The sequence below is a fragment of the Neorhizobium galegae bv. orientalis str. HAMBI 540 genome (assembly GCF_000731315.1).
Taxonomy (GTDB): domain Bacteria; phylum Pseudomonadota; class Alphaproteobacteria; order Rhizobiales; family Rhizobiaceae; genus Neorhizobium; species Neorhizobium galegae.
Genome location: NZ_HG938353.1, coordinates 3505671 through 3532256, shown reverse-complemented (window position 1 = coordinate 3532256; position 26586 = coordinate 3505671). Strand labels below are relative to the sequence as shown.

Annotated in this window: 19 protein-coding genes; 9 read left to right on the top strand and 10 right to left on the bottom strand. The window is 59.2% G+C overall.

Annotated elements, in window-relative coordinates:
* Positions 1 to 70: 70 nt before the first annotated feature.
* Positions 71 to 1378 (bottom strand): 4-aminobutyrate--2-oxoglutarate transaminase, encoded by a 1308-nt coding sequence (gabT, locus tag RG540_RS17225; protein WP_038590411.1) that lies wholly within the window; start codon positions 1376 to 1378, stop codon positions 71 to 73.
* A 74-nt stretch (positions 1379 to 1452) separates the two neighbouring features.
* Complete coding sequence (locus tag RG540_RS17220) at positions 1453 to 2037, bottom strand: cupin domain-containing protein (protein WP_038590407.1); 585 nt, start codon at positions 2035 to 2037, stop codon at positions 1453 to 1455.
* A gap of 918 nt (positions 2038 to 2955) precedes the next feature.
* Between RG540_RS17220 and RG540_RS17215 the strand changes: the two genes are divergently transcribed.
* Complete coding sequence (locus tag RG540_RS17215; protein ID WP_038590404.1) at positions 2956 to 3222, top strand: DUF6894 family protein; 267 nt, start codon at positions 2956 to 2958, stop codon at positions 3220 to 3222.
* Positions 3223 to 3234: 12 nt separating this feature from the next.
* On the opposite strand, the gene RG540_RS17210 is transcribed toward RG540_RS17215, so the two are convergent.
* Both RG540_RS17210 and RG540_RS17205 read right to left on the bottom strand, forming a co-directional pair.
* Positions 3235 to 3768: a hypothetical protein gene (locus RG540_RS17210; RefSeq protein ID WP_038590401.1), complete on the bottom strand. Its 534-nt coding sequence runs from the start codon at positions 3766 to 3768 to the stop codon at positions 3235 to 3237.
* Positions 3710 to 4525: a response regulator transcription factor gene (locus RG540_RS17205; protein ID WP_157884628.1), complete on the bottom strand. Its 816-nt coding sequence runs from the start codon at positions 4523 to 4525 to the stop codon at positions 3710 to 3712. The genes RG540_RS17210 and RG540_RS17205 overlap by 59 nt, the downstream gene beginning before the upstream one ends.
* A gap of 634 nt (positions 4526 to 5159) precedes the next feature.
* Here RG540_RS17205 and RG540_RS31165 point away from each other — a divergent pair.
* From RG540_RS31165 to RG540_RS17180, 4 genes are all read left to right on the top strand, one after another.
* Positions 5160 to 6830, top strand: coding sequence for a hypothetical protein (locus RG540_RS31165; protein WP_051909504.1), 1671 nt, complete (start codon positions 5160 to 5162; stop codon positions 6828 to 6830).
* 125 nt (positions 6831 to 6955) lie between these two features.
* Positions 6956 to 8953 carry a hypothetical protein gene (locus RG540_RS17190; RefSeq protein ID WP_244446582.1) on the top strand — a complete coding sequence of 666 codons (1998 nt, stop codon included), beginning with the start codon at positions 6956 to 6958 and terminating at the stop codon, positions 8951 to 8953.
* Positions 8954 to 8964: 11 nt separating this feature from the next.
* Positions 8965 to 11118 (top strand): type I secretion system permease/ATPase, encoded by a 2154-nt coding sequence (locus RG540_RS17185; protein ID WP_080724976.1) that lies wholly within the window; start codon positions 8965 to 8967, stop codon positions 11116 to 11118.
* 10 nt (positions 11119 to 11128) lie between these two features.
* Positions 11129 to 12469 (top strand): HlyD family type I secretion periplasmic adaptor subunit, encoded by a 1341-nt coding sequence (locus RG540_RS17180; RefSeq protein ID WP_038590395.1) that lies wholly within the window; start codon positions 11129 to 11131, stop codon positions 12467 to 12469.
* A 752-nt stretch (positions 12470 to 13221) separates the two neighbouring features.
* Here the strand turns inward: RG540_RS17180 and RG540_RS17175 are convergent.
* Positions 13222 to 14766 carry a hypothetical protein gene (locus RG540_RS17175; RefSeq protein ID WP_244446581.1) on the bottom strand — a complete coding sequence of 515 codons (1545 nt, stop codon included), beginning with the start codon at positions 14764 to 14766 and terminating at the stop codon, positions 13222 to 13224.
* Positions 14767 to 15067: 301 nt separating this feature from the next.
* Between RG540_RS17175 and RG540_RS17170 the strand changes: the two genes are divergently transcribed.
* Positions 15068 to 16642, top strand: a complete 1575-nt coding sequence (locus RG540_RS17170; RefSeq protein ID WP_038590392.1) for an O-antigen ligase family protein — start codon at positions 15068 to 15070, stop codon at positions 16640 to 16642.
* Between the two features lie 38 nt (positions 16643 to 16680).
* On the opposite strand, the gene RG540_RS17165 is transcribed toward RG540_RS17170, so the two are convergent.
* Positions 16681 to 17697 carry a glycosyltransferase gene (locus tag RG540_RS17165; RefSeq protein WP_322789612.1) on the bottom strand — a complete coding sequence of 339 codons (1017 nt, stop codon included), beginning with the start codon at positions 17695 to 17697 and terminating at the stop codon, positions 16681 to 16683.
* Positions 17698 to 17940: 243 nt separating this feature from the next.
* Between RG540_RS17165 and RG540_RS17160 the strand changes: the two genes are divergently transcribed.
* Positions 17941 to 19146, top strand: coding sequence for a glycosyltransferase (locus RG540_RS17160; RefSeq protein ID WP_038590390.1), 1206 nt, complete (start codon positions 17941 to 17943; stop codon positions 19144 to 19146).
* A gap of 24 nt (positions 19147 to 19170) precedes the next feature.
* On the opposite strand, the gene RG540_RS17155 is transcribed toward RG540_RS17160, so the two are convergent.
* The 4 genes from RG540_RS17155 to RG540_RS17140 form a co-directional block, all read right to left on the bottom strand.
* Complete coding sequence (locus tag RG540_RS17155; protein ID WP_046599934.1) at positions 19171 to 20160, bottom strand: glycosyltransferase family 2 protein; 990 nt, start codon at positions 20158 to 20160, stop codon at positions 19171 to 19173.
* On the bottom strand, positions 20160 to 20951 hold the full coding sequence (locus tag RG540_RS17150) for a P-loop NTPase family protein (protein ID WP_155414651.1): 792 nt from the start codon (positions 20949 to 20951) through the stop codon (positions 20160 to 20162). Before RG540_RS17150 ends, RG540_RS17155 begins: the two co-directional genes overlap by 1 nt.
* A 67-nt stretch (positions 20952 to 21018) precedes the next feature.
* Positions 21019 to 22506: a GumC family protein gene (locus RG540_RS17145; protein ID WP_038590384.1), complete on the bottom strand. Its 1488-nt coding sequence runs from the start codon at positions 22504 to 22506 to the stop codon at positions 21019 to 21021.
* Positions 22507 to 22560: 54 nt separating this feature from the next.
* Entirely contained in the window at positions 22561 to 23811 is a 1251-nt protein-coding gene (locus RG540_RS17140) for a polysaccharide biosynthesis/export family protein (RefSeq protein ID WP_080724973.1), read from the bottom strand.
* A gap of 335 nt (positions 23812 to 24146) precedes the next feature.
* Between RG540_RS17140 and epsE the strand changes: the two genes are divergently transcribed.
* A complete protein-coding gene (gene epsE, locus RG540_RS17135; RefSeq protein ID WP_080725035.1) occupies positions 24147 to 25406 on the top strand; it encodes an exopolysaccharide biosynthesis GT4 family glycosyltransferase EpsE in 1260 nt (419 codons plus the stop codon).
* Between the two features lie 174 nt (positions 25407 to 25580).
* On the top strand, positions 25581 to 26579 hold the full coding sequence (locus RG540_RS17130) for a glycosyltransferase 61 family protein (protein ID WP_051909500.1): 999 nt from the start codon (positions 25581 to 25583) through the stop codon (positions 26577 to 26579).
* Positions 26580 to 26586: the final 7 nt, after the last annotated feature.

Below are 26586 nucleotides of genomic sequence, written 5' to 3'. Positions count from 1 at the left end.
CCATAGGCCACTGCGACCAAGAGAAACCGCAGGCCGGATCGGTCCTGCGGTCAGCGGCGATGAGTGAGGCTCAGGCGGCTGCCGAAGCGGTGGCGTCGGAGAACGCTGCTTCGATCGAAGCTTCGAGAATGGCGAGCCCTTCCTCCAGAACCTCCCACTCGATGGTGAGCGGCGGCAGCAAACGGATCACATTGAAGCGTGTCCCGCAAGATAGGAGGATCAGACCGCGGGCTTCCGCTTCCGCGACGATGCGGGTGGTGAGGGCAGACGCCGCCGCCTTCGATTGACGGTCCTCGACCAGTTCGAACGCTACCATGGCGCCGAGGCCGCGCACGTCACCGATATGTTCCATGCCCTGGCGGGAGGCGAACATGGTCAACCGCTCGGTGATCCGGCGGCCCACTTCGGCGGCGCGTTCGCAGAGCTTCTCATCTTCGATGACGTCGAGTACGGCATTGGCGGCGGCGACGCTCAGCGGATTGCCGGCATAGGTCCCGCCCAGCCCGCCCGGATGGGCTGCATTCATGATCTCGGCCTTGCCGGTGACGGCCGAAAGCGGGAAGCCGCCGGCGAGGCCCTTTGCCATGGTGATCATATCCGGCTTTACGCCGGCATGTTCGAAACCGAACATCCTGCCGGTGCGCGCCATGCCTGCCTGGATTTCGTCGGCGATCAGCACGATGCCGTATTTATCCGCGACTGCGCGAAGGTGTACAAGGAACTCCTTCGGCGCTACGTTGAAGCCGCCTTCGCCCTGGACCGGTTCGACGATGAAGGCCGCAATCCGTTCCGGATCGACGTCGGCTGCGAAGAGCCGTTCGAGGCCAGCGATCGCCTCCTCGGTCGAGAAGCCGAGATAGGGGTTGGGGAAGGGCGCGTGGTAGATATCGGCCGGGAAGGGGCCGAAATTCTTCTTGTAGGGCATGACCTTGCCGGTCAGCGCCATGCCGAGCATGGTGCGGCCGTGGAAGGCGCCGGAAAAGGCGATGATGCCGGCGCGGCCGGTATGGGCGCGGGCGATCTTCACGGCATTTTCGACGGCTTCTGCACCCGTGGTCACCAGCATGGTGCGATTTTCGGCGCCGGTCGGCGCCATCGCGTTCAGCCGCTCGGCGAGCCGCACATAACCTTCGTAAGGCGCGACGTGGAAGCAGGTATGGGTGAAATGTTCAGCCTGTTCGGCGACGGCTCGCATCACGGCCGGATGGCGATGGCCGGTATTGTTGACCGCGATGCCGGCGGCGAAATCGACGAAGCGCCTGCCGTCGACATCCCAGAGTTCGGCGTTCAAGGCTTTGTGGGCGAAGATACCCCTTGTGCCGACACCGCCGGCGACGGCGGCTTTCTGGCGGGATTGCAGATCTGCTGAGACGGTCATGGCGATATCCCCTAAAGTCGATGACCTAAGCTATAATCTTGCTCATTATATTGAGCAAGAGGGGAATCTCGAAATCAGAGATAGGGCGGCGAGCAGGCCGAGATAACGATCGTCTGCCGGTCGGAGAGGTTGCGGAATCGGTGAGGAACGCGGCTGTCGAAGAGGTAAGCCTCGCCGGCCTTGAGGACACGGACGTCGTCGCCGACCGTCACTTCCAGCTCACCCTCGACCACATAGCCGCCTTCCGAGGAAGCGTGCTGCAGCCGTGTTTCGCCGGTGTCCGCATGGGGGCCGTAAATCTCGTGGAGGATCTGCAGGTTATGCGCCCGCGCATCGCCGATCTGGCGAAAGATCAGCTTGCCGTCACCGCCTGCAATCGGCGATGTGGCAACCTTGGAAGTCAGGTCGACCAGTTCGTGCGCCGAGAAGAACGGGCCTTTCGGCGGGCTGCGCTCCGGCTCGAAAAAATCGCCCATGCCGACGCCGAGACCGTTCAGGATCTTACGGAGCGTCGAGACGGAGGGGCTGACCTTGTTGGTCTCGACATTGGATATCTGTGCGTGCGGAACGCCGGCCCGCTCGGCGAGCTGGCGCTGCGAAAGCCCGGCCGCTACACGCATGGCGTTGAGCCGCGCACCGATATCGAACTTTTCATCCATTGGCTTGGCCCCGACTGTTCGGGTCGGTTATGCCGTGGATCGGGATCGCGATCAACTGGATGATATTTTGAGCGGATGATGGCCGCAAGCTTTGGCGCAATCAACGTAGGGTCGCCCCAGCCGATAGGCCTAAGGATATAGCTCATTTGGCGCAACTGCCTGCGACTCACGCGCGTGTTATCCTCCGACCCTGCGGATCACAGAGGATTTCGCCGATGTTCAGGTGCAGAGACTGCAAGGACACGGGCTGGGTTTGCGAAGCTCATCCCGCCAAGCCGTATACCGGTACCCGATGCTGCGGCTGCGGTGCGGTTGAAATGCCATGTCCCCACTGTTTCGCGACCCATGGCCTGGACAAATATCCAGAGGTCGGGCGGGTCTTCCCGAAGCAATTCGGTTTCGAGCTCAGGTCATCGGTTCAAGGTTCTGACGATCGCCTCTAGCGGAGCGATACCGTATCGAGATATCCGCCGACCAGTTGATTTGGTGCAAGTGTAAACCCACACGCACCCAGCGGAGTCTCCTTGAGGAAAGCTGCAGTATCTTCAGGAAATCGTCTTTTAGAATGACAGCCTTTTCGTTACCGCATTGAACGATGATTGGGCGAGCATCCATATGCATTTGGCAAGGCGTTGGCTGACGGAGAAGCGTCCCATCGGCGCCGTGTGATCCCCCGTCAAAACGGAGGGGAATGCGAAGGGGTGACGCTATTTTTTTCCCGGTTTCCAAGGTGGGACGCCAATTCCAGGTTGACCGGCGCGATGGGTAATTTATATATCTGCTAATGTTCTGATTGAGCCTAAACGCAGATCGGGAGATGGGGGGGTAAGCGCTTGGAGGTTGGAGCGCCCGCTTCCGTGACGGTTGGATTCGCAATTGAAGCGGCCGCCAGGCTAACCCCGGGGGAGTTTGGGTTCCATGGTGAAATATTTCCTGAATGTCGATCTGAAGGACGGTTTCATTCCGGATACGGAAGGACTTGATTTCCTCAACCTCGAGAGAGCCACAGCTGAAGTCATCTCCGGAATGAGAGACATCATCGTCGAGCATATTCAGCAGGGAGAAACCCTGGCGTTGCGGGCCATATCGATCACTGACGATGCCGGGCATCTCATATCGATCGTTACGCTGGCCGACGCCGTCAACGGTTTCCTGCCTGGGATAAAGGTCTCGGGCCTGGGGTAAGGCTTTGCGGATTTAGGTCGGGAAGCCGTAGCGTTCGGTGATCCCCCAGAACATCCGGTTGATTGCGACGAGCGAGTTGATGCTCTCCTGAATACGGCCGATTTCCCGGGCGTCAAGTTCTTCGATCTTTCCGTATTTGATCTCGTCCCGGCTTTCGAAGATGCGCATCGATTGCGTGACGTTGCGGCCGCTGTCGGGATCGAATGAATAGATGCAGTGGTTGTATTTGTTACGGAGCTTCGCTTCCTCGGAAAGGCGGCGGGTGGCTTCCAAGATCTCCTTGCGGCAGACCGGTGCGGTCTTGCGCATCTTGGTCAGCCTGTCCACGAGGTCGATGCGCGCGCGTGTCGTATTCAAGGTCAGGAAGATGACGATCGCCGTTTCCTTGTCCACTTTGGCGAGGCCGGCAATCATGTGGATCAACAGGCTTTCTGTGTTGGTCCACGTATAGTTCAGCTGCCCAATCAGGAGCAGGATGTCCTGCAGCCTAGTACTTGTCGCCCGAGAGGGAGCGGCCGTCCTGGCCGCGGTTCGTGTCGCCTGCATTGCCGGTTACATCCTTGCGTCTATATTCAAAATAGAGAGCGACGACTTCCGTTCTGTTATGCACGCCGAGCTTGGTAATGATGTTGTGAATATGAATCTTTACTGTGTGTTCTGATAGGCTCAGGGCGGCGGCGATGATCTTGTTCTGGTTGCCCATGGCCATTCTGGCGAGAATTTCGTTCTCACGCTTCGTGAGCTTTTCGATCGCCTGCTTGCCGGCATTGTATGGGGCCGGCTTGGTGTCAGCCGGATCCTCGCTTGTTTCCGGAGGCGGGCTTCGCTGAGCGCGGTAACCTGTCGAAGGGAAATATGTACCGCCCTTCAACACGATCCGCAGGCCTGACAGGAAGACATCGAGATTGACGTTGAACGGCAGTATTCCCTGAACGATTTCAAGTTCTTTTGCTCTTTGATGATCGGAGGCTATTTCGCCGTCATCGGTACCGATCAGCGCGAGCGTTGCTGCGGGATGATAGTGGGCCAATTCCGGCCAGTATTCGGCGAGCGCGGAGGCAAGGCGGACATCCGCCAGCATGAGCTGAACAGGATTGTCGAATTCCGCCGAGGCCAGCTTGAGATCGGGAACCGTCTTGACGTTGAGCCACGGAAATTCGCTTTCGATGGCCGCAATCATTGCGGTGGAGATTGTTCCCGGCGAGCAAATGAAGAGAAGTGTTCGGATCGCGTTCATTCTCTTCAAGGCGCTTGTTGCCAGATCCAAGCCGGCATGTTGTGAAATACCATGCGGGATTTGCATGGATAGACCCCCCTCTCGTCGTTGATCGAAAGTACACGCAAAGTGGTGCTCCGAAGATCTTATTAGAGAACGGTAAACCAAGACCGGAAGGGTGGGAATAGACCGAACGATTTATCGAATAGATCGAATCGGTGATGGGATTTGGCATTCCAGGTCGTTTTCCCGCGAACGAACCATGATCAGATAGCGTTTCCTCCGGTGAGACTCGAGTTGCTGCATACATAAGGCTGCATTCACTGCCGATGTGCCTACCTCTTCTTGGTTAGACCATTTCACCCATAGAACTATGCTCATATAGTATTCATCAGGTTGTGCTAGCTCGAAATATTACCTTATTTCTTCTGAGCAATCGGGACAAAGTGCCTCATCCCGAAGCAGCTGAAGAACGAGCGCTGAAGAACGTTCGTCGATGCACGCTGTCACGAGCATGCGGCCCATGCCGCCGCTCGTTCCAGGTCTCTCGGGAAACTAGGGGAGAGCTAAAAAATCAGACATCACGAAAGAAAGACCGGCGAACGGTCGCGTTGACGCGCGCCCTCTCGCCAGAGGCCAATGACTCACTTCAACAGCGACGAGCAAAGACCCCAAGAAGATGAATGGTGGTCACGCCGTCGCAGTCAAAGAGGATACTGTGATGGTAGACAAACGCCACTCGTTCAACACTGTTGTCGACGATCCGACGGACAGCCAGGAACAGCAGCAGCAACAGCAACAGCAGGAACAACAGCAGCAGCAACAGTCCAGCGACCAGAGCCAGACGAGCGAGTCGACGAACGACAACGACAACTGGAATGGCAACGGCAATCTGAACCTGAACGGTAACGGCAACCTGAACCTCAACGGCAATCTCAATGAGAACGTCAACGAGACTACCGTGGGCGTCGCTGTCGATGTCGGTGTCGATCTTGAAGGCTACACGCCGACGGATGACGACTTTGCCGATGTCGACATGCAGCACAGTTCCATCGACGGGATGTTCAACATCCGCATCGACGACTTGCTCAACAACTCCCTGAACGGTGAAGGCAATGATGTCGGCAACGTCTTCAGCCAGGTCGCCAACATCCAGGACAATGACAAGCTCGAAAGCGCCACCGTCAGCAACGATGGGTCGTTCGAGCTGAATGCCACTGCCGAGGGCGGCATTGCGCTCGCCTCCGATGGGATCAACGCCGGAGGAAGCGGCGGTGACGGCGGAAGTCATGCGGATGCCGACGGCGGTGACGGCGGCAATGGCGGCGCAGCACTTGGCGGGTTTGCACTCGGTGGCATCGGCCTTGGTGGCCTCGCTGCAAGCGTTGCGGCCGGCGGTGAAGGCGACGGCGGCGATGCCGACGGAGGCGACGGCGACAGCGGCGACGCTGAGACCGGCGAAGCCAATGGCGGCAACGGCACTGGCGGCCGCGGCGGCAGCGGCGGTGATGGCCTCGGTCTGGGTCTTGGCCTGGGCCTCGGTCTTGGCGCAGGCCTCGCATTCGCCGGTGATGGCGATAACGGTGGCGACAGCACGGGCGGCAATGGCGCTGCGGGCGGCAATACCGGCAGCTCGAGTGGTGGCAATGCTTCCGACGCCGGCGACGGCGGGGATTCAACCGGCGGCCTGGCCACGACCCTCGTCGGCGGTAGCCTCGGGCTGATCAATCCGATCTTCGCTGACAGCGATGGCGGTGCCGGCGGCCCTGGCGGTGACGGTGGCGGAAACGACGGCGGTGCCGGCGGAGATCCGGCTGGCGGTGACGGCGGTGATGGCGGCGAGGCCTCGGATGCCGGCGACGGCGGCGATGGCGGCGGTGCCCTCGGTGCCGGTCTCGGTGCCGGCTTCGGTGCGGGTCTCGGTGCCGGCCTCGGTGGCGATGGCGCAGCAGGTGGTGGTGGTATCGGCGGCACAGCGGCAACCGGTGCGGCGGCCAGTGGTGACGCTACCGGCGGTGACGCTACGTCCGGCGCTGGCGAAGGTGGTGCGGCACTGAGTGGCGCATGGGCCGATGGTACCGGTGGCGATGGTCTGGGCGGTTGGGCAGCCGGTGGAGCCGGCGCAGCCGGTGGCGCGGGTGGCTTGGCCTATACCGGTGCCGGTGCAGCCGGCGGCGACGGCGGCGTCTGGGGCTCGCACAACGGTGACGATGGTTTCGTGACCGGCACGAGTTCCGCCTCGTCCGATGCCTTCATCGAAACCCATGCCTTCAACCAGGAAATCGTGATGGGTGCGAACCTCCAGCAGAATGCGATCGACATGACGATCGTTGGCGGCGACCTCTCCAGCACGGTAGCGGGTGACGACACCCACGACGGCACCAGTCTCTAAGCCGTCACTTTCCCTGCTCCAGGCAGAGACCTTCACATCGTGGACTGCGCAGACCTCCTGCGCAGTCCCTCATTCCGAACGACCTGTGGTCCAGGCATGCCAATACAAAGGCAGCGGTTATGACGATGATGGATACAATCACCGAGGAAATCGCTCATTTCATCGGGCTCTTCCACACGAACGTCGAGGATGCGCGCCTGCGGGATAATTACACCCATTTCTCGCTCAACACGCCCGAACAATTCATCCCGCCATCTGTCGCGGCCCCATCCCATTTCGAGGCGCCTTACGAGCTGCTCGGCTTCGATCCGTCAGTGGTCTACAAGGCTCCCGCCACTTTCACGCCCATCTGGCATCCCCACTTCGTGGGTCGATATGACCATCCGTCAATTCCCATCGTAGAAATCAGGACGCATTACGGCCGGCATGAGATGCCGCGGCACGAGTATCCGTCCTATGCAAGCGGCAAGTCCTTCACATTGGGGATACAACCTCTTGGCTCGGTGGTGAACTTCATCGTTCAGGCCGCCTCGCTATCCGATAACGACAGTTTCGGCGTGGGGGGGCACGGCCTCACGTTCAATCCTGCTCTGGTTGACAACGGCGAGCTGCTGGATAAGGCGCAGGAGGTCTTGTCGGACGCGCCGATCAGCCATCTCGACATGCCCGAATCCTCGGCAGACCTTATCGAGATCATCAAGTCCGTCGCCAGCGAGCTGGAGTCCCTTTCATCCGATTCCGGCGGGCCGATGGAAGCTTTCGTCCATCAATCCACGACGATCGAAGGTACCTACGTCAACGGAGTGCTCGTCGACGAGGCGCCGAAGCTGGAGGATTATCACTCCTTCGACAAGGATGCAGATGACGTCGACGCGGAGGAGGATGCTCATCCATCCAACGCCAAGATCTTTGCGGATGGCTCCGTCCAGGTAGACGCTTCGGTCGAACTGGTCGGCGGCGCCAATACCACCGTCAACGATGCCGTCCTCAAGAATATCTGGACCGGCGCAACGGTGACGGCGGTCGTCGGCGACCATTTCGAGATCAACACGATCATCCAGGTCAATGTCATCCAGGATATCGACGCCATTACCTCGGCGATCAGCAGCTGGACGAACGACGGCGCACCCGACGAAATATTCAACATCGCGACATTCCACAGGGTCGACCCACTGCAGGACGAGAGTGCTTCCTCTCACGCCAGTGGAGGCTATCCCGGAAGCTGGATCGTCACGGAGATCCAGGGCGACCTGCTGATCGTCAATTGGCTGGAGCAGTACATCTTCATGTCCGACAATGACGTCGGCATCCTGTCGTCCTCCGGCGCCACTACCAAGGTCATTGGCGGCGACAACATGAGCGTGAACCAGACCTCGATCTACGAGCTCAGCCATGCCTACGATCTGATATTGGTTGGCGGCAGCCTTTACGACGCCAATATCATCCACCAGATGAACATATTGTTCGACAACGATGTTGTCGGCGCGGTTACGGGTTTCGGAACGACCGGCGAGGGCACGTTTTCCAGCGCCGGAAACCTGCTCTGGAACCAGGCCCATATCTACAATATCGGCGGCGCCGATCGTTTCGACACGCTGCCTTCCGCCTACCTGGACACGGCCGCCGATTTTGCCGGCGGCGGAAGAAATCTCTCCAGCGGCGTTCTGACTGATCCGGCGTTTGCGGGATTGGCCGGGTTGCGCGTTCTTTATATCAGCGGCGACATGCTGAACATCCAGTATATCAGCCAGACCAGCATTGTCGGCGACAGCGATCAGATCGCCCTGGCGATGAATGCCGTCAATCCTCATGCGGAAGCGACATGGTCGATCTCGACCGGGGGAAATACGCTCATCAACAATGCCGCGATCGCCGACCTGGACTCTCTCGGCCATACCTATGTCGGCGGCGAGCAATACTCCCAGGAAACGCTTTTCCAATCGGGACTGATTTCAAGCCATCCGGAATGGGCGGCGCACGATCCCGATGCACTGGTCAACGAAGCGGTGGCTTTTCTCGACGATTCGATGCTGGAAGCCGATCCAACCGAGCCTGGCTTCGGCGTGCCTGTGGATCATGACGGCCACTATCAGAACGATGGACTGCAACATGTGCTCGGATAATGGGGGGAAACATGTCGGACGCCCAAAAGAGGGCCGACCTAGAACAGGCCCACGATCACGATGAAAGTCGGCAACTTGCCGGGGAGGAATTTTATGCAAAATTGGAGCGCGCCGTGGACGAATGCCTGAAAATGTCATCCGGTGACGCAGTCTCTTCAGCAACGATATCCAGGCTGGAACCCAAGAACTCACCACCGAGTTCATTGCGCGTGAACGAGGGCTCGTCAGGAGCCGATATTCTGGCCATGCCTGCCAATGGCCGGATCATCGAACCGGAGATCGAGCCGAAGCCTCCGCAGCGCGAAGCAACGGAGGCAAAGGGACCGGAAGGCATGATCACGATCGATGCCGACACCGGGCCATTGCGGACAGAGGCAAAGCCCTTTGGAAAGCCGCCGACGACCGGTGGCGGGCGCGGTGGCGACGGAACGTTTCACAAGCGCCTCGCGCCGGTCGACTTTTCGGCCAGCCTGCGGGCGGGCGTTACTGCGGTGCGGAGGAACCTGGCGATCGTCATGTTTTTCACCGTCGCCAGCAATATCCTCGTGCTTGCGATCCCGACCTACCTGTTCCAGATATCGGACCGGGTGCTGACCAGCCGTTCTCTCGACACGCTGGTGATGTTGACGATCGTGATCGTCGGAGCGGTCATCCTGCAGGCGGCCTTCGATGCTCTTCGGCGCTTCATCCTGATGCGGACGGCGGTGGAAATCGCGGCACAACTTGGCGCTCCGATCCTGAGCGCGGCCGCCCGCGCCTCGCTTCAAAGCAATGGCCGCGAATATCAGGTGCTGGGCGATCTTCAGCAGGTTCGTTCGTTCCTCGTCTCCAGGACCTTGCTGTCGTTTCTCGACGCGCCGATTGCACCTCTCTTCGTGGTGGCGGTCTTCCTCATCCACCCGCATCTCGGCTTCATCGTGGTCCTGACAGCCCTCATGCTGCTGGCCTTCACCCAGATCAACCAGCGGATGACCGCCGAGCCGTTTGCCGAAGCCAATACGGCGCAGGTGAAGGCCAATCTTCATCTGGAATCGATGTCGCGCAATTCGCAGATCATCAATGCGCTCGCCATGATCCCGGAGACGGTGCAGATCTGGGGCAAGGACACGGCTTCGTCGCTCAAGTCGCAGGTCATTGCCCAGGACCGGAATATCACCATTGCGGCCATATCGAAGGCCTGCCGCCTTCTGACGCAGATCGCGATGCTCGGTTGGGGCGCCTTCCTGTCGATCGAAGGTCAGCTCACCGGGGGCATGGTGATCGCTGCCTCCATCATTGCGGGTCGCGCGTTGGCGCCGATCGAAGGGGCCATCGAAGGATGGAACCAATACAGCCAGTCCCGCGCGGCCTACGGGCGCATATCGGCGCTGCTGAAATCCTCGCCATTGAATTTCGACCGCCTGAACCTGCCGAAACCCGAGGGGCGCCTGGATGTCGAGCGCCTCCTTTATGTACCGCAGGGAACCAAGCGCGTCGTGCTCAACGGCGTTTCGTTTGCCCTGCAGCCGGGAGATTCCCTGGCGATCATCGGCAATTCCGGTGCCGGCAAGACGACACTCGGAAAAATGCTCGTTGGATCGATCCTGCCGACGTCGGGCAGTGTCCGATTGGATCTGATGGATCTGAGGAACTGGGATCAACGCCAGTTCGGCGAAAATATCGGCTACCTGCCGCAGGACGTGCAGCTTTTTCCCGGCACGATAAAGTCCAATATCGCCCGGATGCGGATGGACGCGGATGATGAGCAGATCTACCGGGCCGCAATGCTCGCCGATGTTCATGAAATGATAGCCAGCCTGCCGCACGGATACGAAACCGTGGTGGCGGCCGATGGCTCTCCTCTTTCCGGCGGCCAGAAGCAGCGTATTGCGCTTGCCCGGGCATTTTTCGGCGATCCAAGGATGGTGGTGCTGGATGAGCCGAATTCCAATCTCGACAATGCGGGCGATGCGGCGCTGCTCCACGCACTTCAGCATGCCAAGGAACACAAGATAACCGTCGCGACGATCACGCAACGTCCGGCCCTCCTGAGCAGCGTCGACAAGGTCCTGCTGCTGGTCAACGGCACCGTCGCGCTGTTCGGAATGCGGGCGGACGTGCTGAAAGCCATCGAAGCGCGTGGCATCGATATCAATACCGGTTCATTCGGCCATCAGTTGCTATAGGGGTTGGTGCATGTCTGCTGTTGCGAAGATACACGATCTCGAATGGTACTCGGAGGTTCCTCGGTCGGTCTGGAAACAGACGGTCGCCGGTCTCGCGCTGACGGCCATAGCCTTTGGCGGTTTCGGTACCTGGGCTGCGACCGCCCCGCTTGCGGCTGCCGTCATCGCCCAGGGCAGTTTCGTCGCAACCGGCCGCAACAAGATCGTTCAGCATTTCGAAGGCGGCATCATCAGGGAACTGCTGGTCAACGAAGGCGACCAGGTTGTCGAAAACCAGCCGGTGATCAGGCTGGACGAGACCGCGTCGCAGGCCAAGAAACGGGAATTCTTCCTCAGACGCGTCAGGTTGGAAGCAACGGCCGCCCGGCTTACCGCTCAATCCGAGGCCGCCGACTCCATGATGATTTCGCCATACCTGAACGATTTCCGGGATGACCCGGATGTTTCTGCGATCATCCTCACGCAACAGCTCAATTTCAAGGCCCAGCGCATGAAGCTGGCGACCGAGCTTTCTCTGCTGAGGCAGAATATGAAGGCATTGGAGTTCCGGAGCGAAGGTTACTCCCGCCATCGCGATGCCATGTCGCGGCAGCTCATGTTGCTCAAGGACGAATATGATACCAAGCGGGTCCTGCTGACCAAAGGATTGCTGCGCGCAACCGAGGTCAGAGCGCTTGAGCGGGCGATCGCCGATGCGGAGGGGCAGATCGGCAGGCTGGAGGCAGAAGTTTCGGAAACCGGAGCCGAGCTCCTGAAGGGGCAGCAGGAGATCACTCGCGCTGAGGAAACGTATCGGGAGGAAGCACTCGACCGCTTGCAATCGATCCAAGGCGAACGTGATGCTTCGCGTGAACAATCACGCGAAGCCGACGACGTGCTGCGCCGGGCGACGATCCTCGCGCCGGTCTCCGGCACTGTCGTGCGGACTTACTACCATACGACGGGTGGCGTCATTGAAAGCGGCAAGGGGATCATGGAGATCCTGCCTGCCGGCGTGCCGTTGATCATCGAGGCAAAGGTGCCGCGCAACGAGATCGACAGCGTCAAGGTCGGACAAAAGGCAACGATCCGCCTTATCGCCTTGAATCAGCGCACTACCCCGGTCCTGAGGGGCGAAGTGTTTTATGTCTCTGCGGACGCAATGGAGGATAGCAAGGCGGGGCTCTCAAACCACGACGTCTATGTCGCGCGCATCAACATTTCGTCCGAGGAGATCGCCCGCATCAAGGGATTTACCCCGCAACCCGGTATGCCTGCGGAAATCATGATTCAAACCGCAGTCAGGACTTTTTTCAGCTATCTGATCAAGCCGGTTGTCGACAGCATGTCGAGAGCATTCACCGAGCGTTGACAGGTGTGACCTGCCCGTGGCGAAGCCAGCACCCGCTAGGGCGCAGTCGCTGCTGCCAAAAAAGAAGCCCTCGCCGATCAAACAGCGAGGGCGTCCACAAAAACGGGAAGTCATCGAGGCCGACAGGACGCCTCGCACACAATAACACCACGAGCCATGAGAAATGTCAGGTTCACCAAAAGGAGAAGGCCCGACCGTTTTTCCCGTTCGAGCCTTCAGCAGTCTGTTTGGCGAAAGTATTATTCCCTTATCCACGCAGCATATCAACTCAATCAAAAGGATTAGGTTCTATTAATAGTTGTATTAAGTATTTTATTTAATAACCACCGGTTGATTCCCCTTTTTTCACATAGGATTTGAGGCGATGTACATGAGGTAGATCGCCATTCACTCAAAATTTATTGAGCTAAATTAGGCATCGGAAAGTTACACTTGGAGTGTGGCCCGTTTGCAATATCGCCGATCTAAGATTGTGGTACCTTGTAGTGCGGACTTGAGCAGAACGCCTCGGGTTTCGGCGTGGTAGACTGACCGGTTGCCATACTCAGGCAGCCGGTCAGTTGTTTGATGAATACCTTCATCGCCATCCGCTCCTCGAGGACATCGGATTTCAGGCCCATTGCTTTTCGGGATGGAGCGCATCAGTCGCCAACCGGCGTCGATGGCAAGGACGTATGTCCATACCTTTCGCGGTTCCGCCTTCGGGTGATATCGCGGGTTCCAACTGCCGAGCAGAAAGCGGGCGAGACGGCCTACAGGGCAGGTTTGCGCTTAAGAACCTGCTGGATAGCTTGCCATTTCGGGTGGCTGCCGCCCTCTTCCTCCAGCAATCCCCAGCTGCCCCATTTGTTGGGTTCGCTCATCGACGAAAACACGGCATAGAGGTCTCCGCCCGACATCCGCCAGTTCTTGAGATGGCGAAGGTAGAGTTCGCCCATTCGGCGGTCGCGATTGGCTGCGACGAATAGATTTGTCAGTCTTTCGTTGTTTTCCGCTCCGCTGCTGCCAACCAGATGCTGGCCCCCTTCATAGGCATAGAGCTTAACGCCGTATCGTTTGGCGATCGCTGCCTGCTCCTGAATGGTTTTCTTGTTGTCGGTCTCGACTTCATTCTCGAGTGCTGAGAAGAGGCGGTTAAGCGACCATCTCGAAACCTCTTCCTGTCGGTCCGGCGCGCCAAAGCCGCCACCGAAATAGGGGGCTATCGCAAGCACATCCGCATGCGCCTTGACGCCTTTCCACGACAGGATCGTCTCGCTGGTCCAGCCGTTTACGGATTGTGCCGAATAGACGCCGACGATCCTCGGTCTGGTGGCACCGAAAACGTCTTCCCAGATTGCCAGTATTTCGTTTGTCCGCTGTGCGTAATAGCGCAGCTGCGCTTCGTAGTCATTGGTCGAAAAGCCGAGCGCAAGGCCGCGGCTGCGGGCATGGTCCGCCTGATCGAAACTGGTATTCCAGACTTCATTGGAATATTCCACGTGGACCTTGAGAGCCGGGTCCAGGTCTTTCCTGACCTGTTCCGCGAAACGACGAACATAATCGTCGTCCGCAAGATGCGGTATGTTGAACCACGGATCGGATTTTACCAGATTGCAGAGCTCGATCATGTGTTCGAGCGGGACGCCGAGTTCGGATTTACCGAACTGGCCGGGCCTTGGCCTGTCGCTCCAGCTCTGGACCTTGGAATTGTTGGTTCCCATCCAGTCCATGAAGCGCAACGTCGACATGCCGCTCAGCCGGTCCAGAAATGGCGCCCTGAACGTCTCCTTCGGTATTGGGCCGCGCTCATACACACGGATATTGCGGATCGGATCGGTGGAATCGGTTTCCATCACCATCGAGGTGAAGGGGGCATCCTTTCGAAGATTGCGCACATCGTCGCGCCCTGGCGACCGAGACTCCAGTTCGGCACCGGCTATGTAGCCAAGCTTCCCCTTGCCGTCGTAGTGAACCGAAAGCTGGACCGGCAGGTTTTTTCGATGCGCGGTGAAGATCAGGAAGCTCTCGACGAACGATCCGGCCGGAACTCGCGTCGGATACCCGTCCTTGGTCATCGGCGGCAGCGGCGTATCCCATGTGAAGGGGGCGTCCTTGACCTGCACCCGCCAGGGCGAAGCATTGTAGGCGAGATTGGAAAAAGCCTGCTCGGTTGCCCAATAGCTCATTCCGGTGATGTTCAGTCCCACCTGCTCGGGAAAGATCTCGTCGGTGGCGTTGGCGCCGGAGGGGATGCCGTTCAGGACTGGTGCGATCGCGACATTCGACAGCATTTGGAGAAACGTTCGGCGGTTCACGGCGGATCCTTTCCTGATGCTGGCGTTGGGTCGTCGGTTTCGATGGGCAGGAGCTGTGGCGCGGCCGTCTTGAATCGAACGGCATAGCAGGAGCGCAGGCAAGCAAGGCAAATGGCGGTACGGGGGCTACGATCGAAGTAGGCGTTAGCTCTTTTGGATATGTGTGGGAAGGCGAGCCGGGCGTGTAGCCTAAGTCGAGGCGCGCAGCCGGGGTTGCGCATTGGCAAGGGGCAGCCATATGGGGAAAAGTCGCAGCGCGAGACGTCTTCGCACGGGCGCGTTTTCAGGCGCGAGAACTTAAATGCCTGAATATCTCCGCGCTCTCCTCTACGTTCTGATCATCAGCGCTCCCGCGCTTTATATCGCCGGCAAGGTTGCCGTGCCCCTCATCGGCGAAGCTGAGTTCAAGCTTTGGCGCAATTGCTGGGTCATCGCGACCTGCGCTACTTTCCTGTCGCGAAGTTTCTTCGATTTCGCTGCCGCGCTTGCGATCATGAGCCTATATATCCATCGAAATTCCAAGCAGCCCGTCCTGCTCTACGTGATCCTGATGTTCGTGGCGCCCTGCGTTCCGATCGGGGTGGGCATTCCGGGCGTTTTCAACAGGATCATCGATCTCGATCCGCCGCGCCTGCTGGCGGTCGTCATCCTGTTGCCGATCGCGATCAGGCTCTGGAGAGAGCACGACAATCGGGAGCTTCGCGGCCCGGACGTCCTGGTCATCGCCTTCTTCGTCTATATATCCCTGCTCGCCCTGCGTCTGGGGGATCTGAATTCTATTCTGCGCGTCGTACCGGGCTATTTTCTCGACATCCTGCTTCCCTACTTCGTCTTCAGCCGATCGCTGCGCTCGGCGCTGGAAATAAACCAGGTATTGCTCGCATTCGTCGTCGCGGCGCTGCCGCTTGCCGCGATCGGATTTTTCGAAATCTGGAGAAACTGGCGGATCTATTACGTGGTTGTGCTGCAATGGGACGTGGTGTTGATCACAGTCTATCTTTTCCGCGACGGTTTTCTGCGTGCCGCTACGACGTCGGTGGAGTCCATCGCGTTCGGATTCTTATGCATGACGGCGGGTGGCTGCCTGCTGGCGTTGCGGACGCCAAAGTCGTTGGGCCTCTGGCGATATGCGGCGCTCGGCGTGCTGATGATCGGGCTTCTGTCCAGCGTCTCGCGCGGGCCCTGGCTTGGTTTCGCGCTCTGCGCAATGGTGCTGCTGCTGACCAATCTGCGGGTCTCGCTCAAGCTGCTGGTCGGAATGATCCCGGGTATCGCCACCCTGATATTTCTACATCCGCCATTCATCGACCGGTTTACCAATCTGCTTCCATTTGTCGGTTCCGCCGACAAGGGCAGCGAGACCTATCGCTCCAGGCTTTTCGAAAACTCGATTATCGTCATCGAGCGCTATCCGCTTTTCGGATCGGACACGTTCGTGCGCGAGCCGGAGATGCAAACGATGATCCAGGGGCAGGGCATCGTGGACGTGGTGAACACCTACCTGCAGATTTCACTCCATTATGGATTGATCGGCCTGCTGTTGTTTGCGGTGTTCTTCGGAGTGCTCGCCGTCAAACTCGGTGCTCTGTTCTGGACGAGCAAATCGGATATCGTCAGCTATGAGGGCGTGCTTGCGCTCCTAGCCGCCATGCTTTTCACCATCGCGACCACCAGCAGCGTTTCGATCATTCCCTATATCTACTGGCCGTTCTCTGGTCTCTGCGCCGCACTTCTGAGACGAGGCGCGGGCATGGAGTGGGAGTTTTCTCCGATGGCCAAGGCAGGGATGAAAAGCATGGGAACCGGGCTGCCATACCCGGTCATGCAGACCTCCGTCGAGATCAAAAAGATGCGGGTTCTAGGGTCGCGCCAGTAGCGGCGGACAACCGCCGCGCCGGAGTTCAGCAATGGCTACTATTTATATTCGATGATCCGCTGTTGGCGATTGATCAGCCGGTTCACATAAAACTGAGCGATGCCCTGCATTTCCGCGAATTTGCCGAGGACATCGAACGTGGCGAAGATCCATCTATCACCTGGTTTGGATGCGGTTCTGAACGCCAGGCGCAGGATCTGAAGCGGATAGGCCAGCAGTAGCGCGAGGCCTACAGGATCGAGAACCGTGCCGACGATCGCCGCCAGTGGTACCAAACCGCCCCAGAAAACCGCGCGTTGGAAATTCCTGGCCCATATCCTGGACGGAGATTTCCGATGGAGATGGGACACTTGCGCATAGGCATGCCCGCAACGCACGCTTCTCCGCCACCATTGGCTCAGGCGGCTTATGTCCGCATCGTGACGCGTCATTTCGCAGGGAAGGCGCCAGATCTTCCAGCCTCTTTCGCGCAGACGCACGCAAAGTTCCGGTTCCTCTCCCGCGATCAGCTCGTTGGAGTAACCGCCAAGATCCTTGAGGGCAGAGGCTCTGATGAGGATATCGCCGCCGCATGCCGGGACTTCACCGGGCAGGCCCTCCCATTCGCGGTCGCACATGGCGTTGAAGATCGTACGGTCGGGATGCCGTTCGCGCCGATCTCCGAAGACCAGCGCGACATCCTTGCGCATGACCAGGAAGGTTGTGGCCGTGGCGATCCACCTGGAGTCAAGTTCGCAGTCCCCATCCAGGAACTGCACAAAGGCCGTGTCGGGCCAGCGTTGCATGACAGCATCAAAACCTGCATTGCGCGCACGCGCCGCCGTGAATGGAATTGCCATGTCGAGCGGCAAGACCTCTGCGCAGAGTTTAGCGGCCGCCTCGACGCTGCCGTCCGACGAGGCTGAATCCACGTAGATCGTACGCTCGCGATGGTTCTTCAGCGAATTGAGGCAGTCGATGAGACGCTGCCCCTCGTTACGTCCGATCACAACGACGCAGACATCAGCTCCGAGCCCGGAATAGCCGCCGCGGTGCATTTGGATATCCATGTCCATGTGCGCGTATCCCCCGGCCATTGGTTTATCGGTGGTCATCTGTCGCGATCTCGGCCCCGGAACGTGATAAGCCTCTATACTGTCTGTATAATTTCGGCTCGCTGGTGTAAATTTACCTCTTTGGTGGAAGCCGATGCAGCGCTCCTAAGCTCTTTGTTGCACTGAGCCCGTGAAACCCTTTTTGCTATACCTGATCCAAGGGGAATTGCCGGCGATAGGCAAATATGAAGGGGCGCTTGTGGAATGCGGATTGCGTATTTCACCAACCAATATCCGGCGCCGAGCCACACGTTCATACGGCGCGAAATCGTGGCGCTTGAGGCGAGGGGGCATCGGGTCGAAAGATATGCGATACGCCCCTTTCGCGGCGCATTGAAGGATCCCGAGGATATCGGGGAAGCCCGCCGCACCCGCCATATCCTGCGGACTCCGATGATAAGGGCCTTCGCAAGCGTCGTTCGCCAAGCGCTTGCCCGCCCCGGTCCCTCGTTGAAAGCCTTGGGAATTGCGCTCCGGTTCGCGAGGACGTCCGGAGGGCGTTACCTGCACCACCTGGTCTATTTCTGGGAGGCGATGATCCTGGCCGATTGGTGCCGCAGGGATAAGATCGATCACCTGCATGTGCATTTTGGCACCAACCCCGCGACGGTCGCGACATTGGCGCATGAGATCGGCGGCATGAAGTTCAGTTTCACCGTGCACGGGCCGGAGGAGTTCGATCGGCCTGAGACCCTGGGGCTTGGCGACAAGATCCGGGCGTCGTCGTTTGTGGTCGCCGTCAGCTCCTACGGCCGCAGCCAGCTACTGCGCTGGGCCGACCTTGGAGACTGGCGGAAGATCGAAGTGGTCCATTGCGGCATCGACCAGCGTTATCTGAGCGATGATGTGGAGCTAAACCGCTCCGATCCGCGTCTTGTCTGCGTCGCGCGGCTCTCCGAGCAAAAAGGCCATCTCCTTCTGCTTCAGGCGGCGGCCAACCTGCGGGCCGAGGGGACGCATTTCGAACTCGTTCTTGTCGGCGATGGCCCGTTGCGGGCCGAAATCGGACGCGAGATCGAACGGCTCGGACTCGGCGGCACGGTCGTACTGATGGGCATGATCTCGCAGGACGATGTGCGCAACGAAATTCTTCGCGCCAAGGCTCTGGTTTTGCCAAGCTTCGCGGAAGGCCTTCCCGTCGTGCTGATGGAAAGCATGGCGTTGAAGCGCCCGGTGATCTCGACCTATGTCGCCGGCATCCCGGAGCTTGTTCAACCGGACAATGGCTGGCTCGTTCCAGCCGGCGACCTGGAGGCATTGACCGGCGCAATGCGGCAGGCGTTGTTCGCGAGCGATGTTGAGTTGTTCCGCAAGGGCGAGGCGGGGCGGCGGCGGGCGCTTGAACGGCACGACATCAACAAGTCGGCGGCGGCATTGGAAATATTGATGGCCAGACCGGGCATCATTTGAGCCGGGTGTTGCTTGTGAAAGCGGTCAGATCCCGCGAAACGGCCCCGAGTGCCGGATGAAATCCTGCAGCAGATGCGGCGGCCCGCTGGAGCTCTTGCCTTCGGCGAGAAGCCGGATGCGCCAGGCGATGTGTCCGCAAAGCCAGGCAAGGTCCGAGAGGACCGAGAAGACGGCTCCATGATGCTTGAGATGGTAACGCCGCCGGGACTCGAACCAGTAGGCTGGTCGCCTGGATGGTTTGACGTGTCGTGTCACGCCCGTCGACTGGCCGACCAGGTGAATGATGCGGCTTTGCGGCACATGCCAGCAGGACCATCCGGCGCGCGCTGCCCGAATGCAGAAATCCACTTCCTCGTAATACAGGAAATATCCTTCATCGAGGGTGCCGATCTGGTCGAGGACGTCTGTCCTGACCATCAGGCTGGCTCCGGAGACCCAGTCGATCCGGCTTGGCTCCCGCGGCATATCCGGAGCGATACGCCAGCGTCCGAGCAGGCGGGTAACCGGCCCCAGCTTCGCCTCGCTTTCGAATTCATTGGCAATCGAGGGAAAGCGGAAAGCGCAGGCCTGACCTTTGCCATCCGGATGTTCCAGACGGCTGCCGGCAATGCCGGCGTCGGGCTTGCGGTCCATGAATTCGACCAGGCGCGTAACGCTGCCGGGGCGGGCAATGGTATCGGGATTGAGGAGCAGAACATAGTCCGGTCGACCGAAGTTCGCCATCGCATATTCGATGCCTCGGTTGTTGCCGTAGGCAAAGCCGCCGTTCACCTCCAGCGGAAGGCATACGGCATTCGTCCAGCCGTTCTTCTTTATGGCTGCTGCAATGAGATCGGCCGAGCGATCGCCGGATCCCCCCTCGACGGCTACGATCCGCGTTCCGTCCGGTACCGTGCCGGGAACGCTCAAGGATGCAAGACAATCGATGGCGAGATCGGCGGTCCGATAGTTGACGATGACGACGACCAGTTTCAGAGAAGGGGCGTTGTCTTGCCGGTTAAGTTCGACATCCATCAAAGGCCGTGCCTCTTCGTTTTGTTCAGGACCACCTGCATGCTTTTCTCGGGGCCAAGATAGCTCCGGCAGATCTCCAGTTCAGAAAGCTTTGACTTACCGATCGCGAGTACGATCAGGGCGGTGTCCGACATCTCGACAAACGGGATCACCTCGTCCGAACTCAACATCGGCGGCAGATCGAATAGAACGATCGTCGGTTTCAGCATCTGTCGCGCCAAGTCGACCTGCCCCGTCATCCGCGCCAGGTCTGCCGGCAGCGGAATTTTGCCCGGCCCCCAGGCCGCGCGCAGCAGATGACAACGGACGCTTCGAATATCCACCGTCGTCAGCCAACCGTGAACCGGATCGTCCGATACCGGACGAGGCGACAGCCCGAGTATATTGCCTATTGCGGGATCCCGGGAGTTCGCATCGACGAGCAAGACATTAGCGCCGGGTACGCGGGCGAAACTGAGGGCCAGATTGATGGCGGTTACGGTGGTGCCGCATCCGATCGTCGGGGCGGTCACCGAAATCACCCGCGTGTCCCGGTCCTTGTGTGCGTTGAGCAACTGGTTTCGCAGGACGTCGTAGGAGTGTGCCATCGGACTGTCGCTGTCGAAGGCGATGATGCGATTGGAATACAGAAAGGTGGGGGAGACTGGAGAGATGCCCGGCAGCGGCGGACATTCCTCATGGGAGTGGATGACCGAGCCGTTGAGGTAATTGGTATTCAGCTCGGCAAGACCGGTACCATCCAGTCTCTCCGCCATTCTGCCCCGAGATGAAATATTCTTGATGATTTCCATGAAATTCGTGCCTTGTCCCATCGATACCATTTTCAACTAAAGGCGGTTCGGCCGTAGTCGAATGACGTCACCCTCCCGCAAGCGGACTTGGGTTCGTAAAAGCGGAATTCCGGAATGCCCTGGCAATGCGCCGCTTCGGCTTCCATCGTGGAATGACCACCAGCGTTTCTCCGGCCAGAGCGTGGCCGAGATCGAACGTGCCGCGAATGGTCCGGTCAAATAGATGCGCGCCGTAGATGCCCGCTGCCGCCGCCATGGCCGCCGCGGCACAGGCTCCGGCGACCAGTTGGAGCCGCCGTGGTCCCGTAGCGGCTTTGGAAATTTCCGGCTCCTCGACCACCTCGATCTGCTGGGCGGCATCGCCTACCTCCAGTCGCTCGCCAAGGCGTGCCGCATCGAGTTTGGTCTGCATCTCGTCCATGTTTCGCTGCAACGACACCTTCTCGGCTTCATTCGCCGCGATCTGTGCCCCAACTTCGGGAGCGTGAGAGACAAGCTCCCGCAGCCTGGCGATGCGTTCCGTAAGGGCGCTCCTTTGCGCGATATTCTGTTGCTGGCGCGGCTTTGCCATCGCGATACGTTCCGCGATCAGCATGAGCTCGGGCGAAAGCGTCTTGATCTCTTCAGGCGTCGGCATATTCCCCGATGTGTCGCGCGGTGCCGGTGCAACCTGAGCCCGCATCTCATCGAGACGCTGCTTCATGGCGCGAATCTGGGGATGCGTGTCCGAATAAATGACCGACTTGACTGCGAAATCACGCTCAAGCTCAACAAGCTGTGCATGAAAGCGCGTACTTTCGGTCGTCTGTCCGACACCCATGCGCAGCTGGGCTTCGTAGATTCCTATCTCTTCGTTCAGCGCAACGGCGGCCCGGTCCAGCGCCGCGAGTTCCACTTCCTTTGCCTGAAGCTCAATCAGCAAGGTTGGGATTCGCGTGGGATGGGATTCCTTGTTTTCTTCGAGATATTTGGTCCAGACGCCTTCCCTCTCGCGGAACCGCTGGGTGACGCTATTGGCCTCCTGCGTCAGGAATTTTGTCGCCTCCGAAGCGCGTGACATGCGGATGCGCCGGTTTTCCTCGATGATTTGCGAGATGAGATCCGACACTACATTCGCGGAAATGACGGGATCGCCATATTTGAAGCCAATTCTGACCGAGGCGTTGCTTGCGACGCGGTCGGCACCTTCGGTCACCGATATCAGCAGAGTGATCTGGTTGCGTATCAAGGCAGCAAAATTGTTCTTGGCCAAGGTATCCGGCATATTTGGAAAGAGACGGTATTTTTCGGCCAGTGCCAGCAGGTTATTGCGCGACAATACCCGTTGCTCGATGAATTGCAGGCGATCGTTCGATACGGTCGGCGATACGAGCGTCGTTGGTATCTGCTGAAATTCCATCAGCAGCAGCGCCTCGGAATAATAGCTCCGTGGCATCGTGTAGATGAAATAGGCGCCAACCAGAATGGCAATCAGTCCTGGTACGATGGCGTAGAAGGGTTTGGCGAGGGCGATTTCGATATAATAGAGAATATTGCGTCCTAACTCGTTGATCATGCTGTCGCCTCATTGCTTCGCGTACGAGATACATTGGTCATCACGAAGTCCCCGTCATCGAGCTGCCCTCGTTACTTCGGACGAACGCGGTTCGGCTCGAGCAACCGGCTGACCAGCCCCCGCATCCCCGGTCTTTGTCGGATCGGTGTAGACGACCCGCAACAGGTCGCCCGGCAGGATCGGGGTCATCTCGGTTGCGACGAACTCGCGGGTTTCGCCGTTCGTGGTCCGCACGACATGATAGCCGAGCTGCCGCCGCTCCCTTTGCTGGCTTGAGGCAGCACTCTCCCCATAAATGGTCATGATCCGCGTGCTGTCGGCCAGCCGCGCTGCGGTTTCTTCCTGTTCGCGCTGGGCTGCATTGAGTTCGACCAGCAATTGGGTCCGCTGTGCCTGTCGAGCGCTATCATAACGGGCGAGCTCCGCCATCTTGGTGCGCTCGGCGACTGCAATTTCAGATGTCAGTCGGCTGATCTGTCCCTCGAGTTCGGCGATCGTGCCTTCCTGGACCATCTGCTGCGAGCCTTCGGTCACGCCTTTGGCGACGAGCCCGGAGATGCTCTGGAGGCGGCGTTTGGCCAGGTCGATCCGTTTCGTCATGGTGTCGACCTGCTCCTGCATCGCGAGACTGTTTCGCTCCGTGAGCTGGTTCGCTTGTGCCTGGGCTTTTTCCTCCATGGAAAGCGCTTCCATGCGGGCGTTCAACAGCGATTGTTCCTGGGCAAGGGCCGGATCGGCAGCAAGCGCTTCGGTCGTGCCGATGGATTTTTCGCCCCGCAGTTCCGCCTCGAGGCGGACGATGCGGGCCTTCAGTTCCTGCAGACGTTTTTGGGAGTGTTCGACGTCGCGACGTACAATCACGGACCGGTCCTGATCGGCCGCCAGCAAAGCCGTGCGGTAAACGCCGCCGGCAACGCTGAGGCCGTGAAGGACAGTCATGTTCGCCCGATACGGGTATGCGCCGGGTGTGGCGACCTCGCCAAGAACGTAGATCAGCTGCGGGTTCTGGGTGTTGGGCCGCAGCATGATCGTCAGATTGGGTTTGTCGTTGAAATAGGTTTTCAGCCGATCGAGAAGTTGCGCCTCCAGTTCCGAAAGGGAAAGCCCGGCGCTCTGAATATGGCCTGCAAGCGGGAATGACAGCCATCCGTCCGGAGCAATGACGACCTCGCGGGTGAGCTCAGGCTCCTGGGCAATCCATACCTGCAACGTATCGCCGGGCTGTAGGCGATAGGCTGTCTGGGCGGCAACGTCCCCAAATGTCAGGCAGAGCAAAAGCCCCGCGAGACTCGTTATCCCACGCATCTGTAGACCCCCGGTGATTGGTAACCCCTTCCCATCCAACTGGGATAAGACGGTTTATACTACGGCCGCGTCGGGCACCTGCAAACAAGGCACAAAGAGGTACGTGTCCGATCCCTGTTCCTAACCCGAACGGATGAGTGCCAAGCAATCCGTCCCCTTTAGGATAAGGACATCCACCGCCAAGAAAGCTTGTGAAATGGCGACCTGGCCCTGACCATGATCCTTCTGCATTCAACCGATTAGTGCCTGCGGTTACCGGCCGCGCGTGGTCCGTCATGCGAGTGCCGCAGCCGACAAGGTCGCGTGTCGCGGGAGCATCGGAACAAGGAGGGATGATGGGTCGCAGGATAGGTTTCTTCATACCGGAATTTCCGGGTCAGACCCATATATTCCTGTGGCGTGAACACGAGGCCTTGTCCGAGCTCGGTATAGAGGCTCAATTCGTTTCCACGGCGCCTCCTCCGAAGGCGATCGCGTCACATGCCTGGGCCGACGAAGCTCGCAGGGGGACCGACTACCTTCTGCCGCTCGGCTTCGGCGGAGCGCTTGTCGCGATGGCGGAAATTGTTCGCGCCGGTCCGCGTCGGGTCGGCCGGAGTCTTGCCGCCGTTTTCGGTGCGGAAATCAAATCTCCAGTCGGTCGACTGCGCATGCTCGCCATCCTATTGGTTGCCGGCAAGCTTGTGCGGCTCGCCCGTCGCGGAAACTGGTCCCATATTCATGTCCATTCCTGCGCCGACGCGGCGAACGTCGCGGCGATGGCCTCGCTGTTGTCAGGGATACCCTACAGCCTGACGCTTCATGGTCCGACGCTTGAGGGTTACGGTCCCAACCAGCGGCAGAAATGGAAGAATGCCGCCTTTGCGACGGTAATCTCCAAGCGGTTGTTCAACGATATCGATGTCAAGCTAAACGGCTCGAAACCGTCCCGGATCGCGATTGCGCCGATGGGGGTGGATCTGGAGCAGATTCGCAGGAGCCGTCCCTACAACCCTTGGAAACCTGGGGAACCGTGCCGGATCTTTACCTGCGGCAGGCTCAATCCGGTGAAGGGACATGACCTTCTGCTTCAAACCGTCGAAATCCTGCGAAGGCGTGACATCGACGTCCGCCTGCAGATTGCCGGCGAAGACGAGCAGGGCGGCAGCGGCTATCGCAGGACATTGGAAGCCCTGATTGCGGAAAAGAAGCTCACCGGCTGTGTCGAACTTCTGGGAGCGGTCTCCGAAACCCGGGTGCGACAAGGGCTGGAGGACGCACATATCTTCGTACTCGCCAGTCTGAACGAAGGGATTTCGGTCGCCATCATGGAGGCGATGGCGATGGAGATGCCGGTGATCGTCACCGATGTCGGTGGAAATAGCGAGCTCGTCGACCATGGCGTGGATGCCATGCTGGTACAAGCGCAGCGTCCGGAGGAGATGGCGATCGCCATTGAAAGAGTATTGCTGAACGATGATCTCTCCCGCCGGTTGAGGCAGGCTTCGCGGGCCAAGATCGCCGCGAAGTTTCATCACCGCATCAGCGCCCAGGCGATAGCTTCGCTGCTGGAGCACGAGGAAAAACACGGCGATCTGATACTTCGAAATGAGTAGGCCGATAACCCAAAGATTACGGCGAAACCATTGGCCGCTATGCGATTATCCTGTTCAGGGCGGTAGTTTGGAGGCACGGGGCCTCCGCGTTCGAAGCGCCGATTGCAGACTTGCGGGGATGGTTGATTGATATCTTTTCTGCCGATCGTGCATTCTTTGAGAAAGGCCGTCCGGATGCCTTTTCCGGATATCGAGGCGGTTGCAGGCGACCGCTGGACGATCGCTCCGCAAACCCGGCGTTTCATCCGCCCGGCGAAGTTTCTTCCGCATCACCTCGACCGTATCAAAGGCGCCCAATTCGGTACCGTCGCCGAGGTCCTGAAGGGTTTCAGGGGAAATTACGAAACCACCCAGGAGGCAACGGTCGGTTACCGGCTCAAGGATATCGACCTGATCGACGGCGTACTCTATGGGCAAAAATCATCGAGGAGCCTCAGACCGCGCAGCCGTCGGCTGCCAGTCTACGTGCCCCCCAAGCGGTCGACCAGCGGTGCATTGTTCGAGAGCTGGGTCGGCAACCGCTGGTTCGGCAACTGGCTTTCGGATGACTGCCTGACCTACCCCTTGGCGGACGAATACCAGACGCCGGTAACCACGCGGCCGACCAGATGGGATCACGAGCCGCAATACACGCAAAAACTCGACCTCAAGGCGATCTATGTCGACGACGTCCATTTCGACGAGGTCATCCTCTTCAGGGACAAAGGACAGAATGAGGGCAAGAAGAAACGCGCCGATCAGGTGCGTGAAAAGCTTCTGGCATCAGCGCCGCCTTTCTCCGTTCATCCCGGCGTCTTCATCCTGCGAGGGAAAAGGGGAGACAGCCGCCTGTTGTCGAACGAGAGCGAGATCGCCGAGCAGTTCGTGTCGAAATACGGATTCCGGATCATCGACCCGGTGGCTTCGTCGGTTGACGACATTATCCACGCCTGTGCCGGAGCGCGGGTCGTCGCCGGCGTCGAAGGCAGCCATCTGGTTCACGGACTGATGGTCATGCCGCCGGATTCGACTCTCTTCGTCATCCAGCCGGCAGATCGAGTGGTTTCGGCCCTCAAGGTCATCACCGATCGTCAGGGACAAGGCTATGCCTTCGTCGTCGGCGAGGGAACCTGCGAAAACTTTCGCGTGGAGTGGAGTGATATCGACCGTACATTGGAGATGGTGCTCGCATGACTTCACG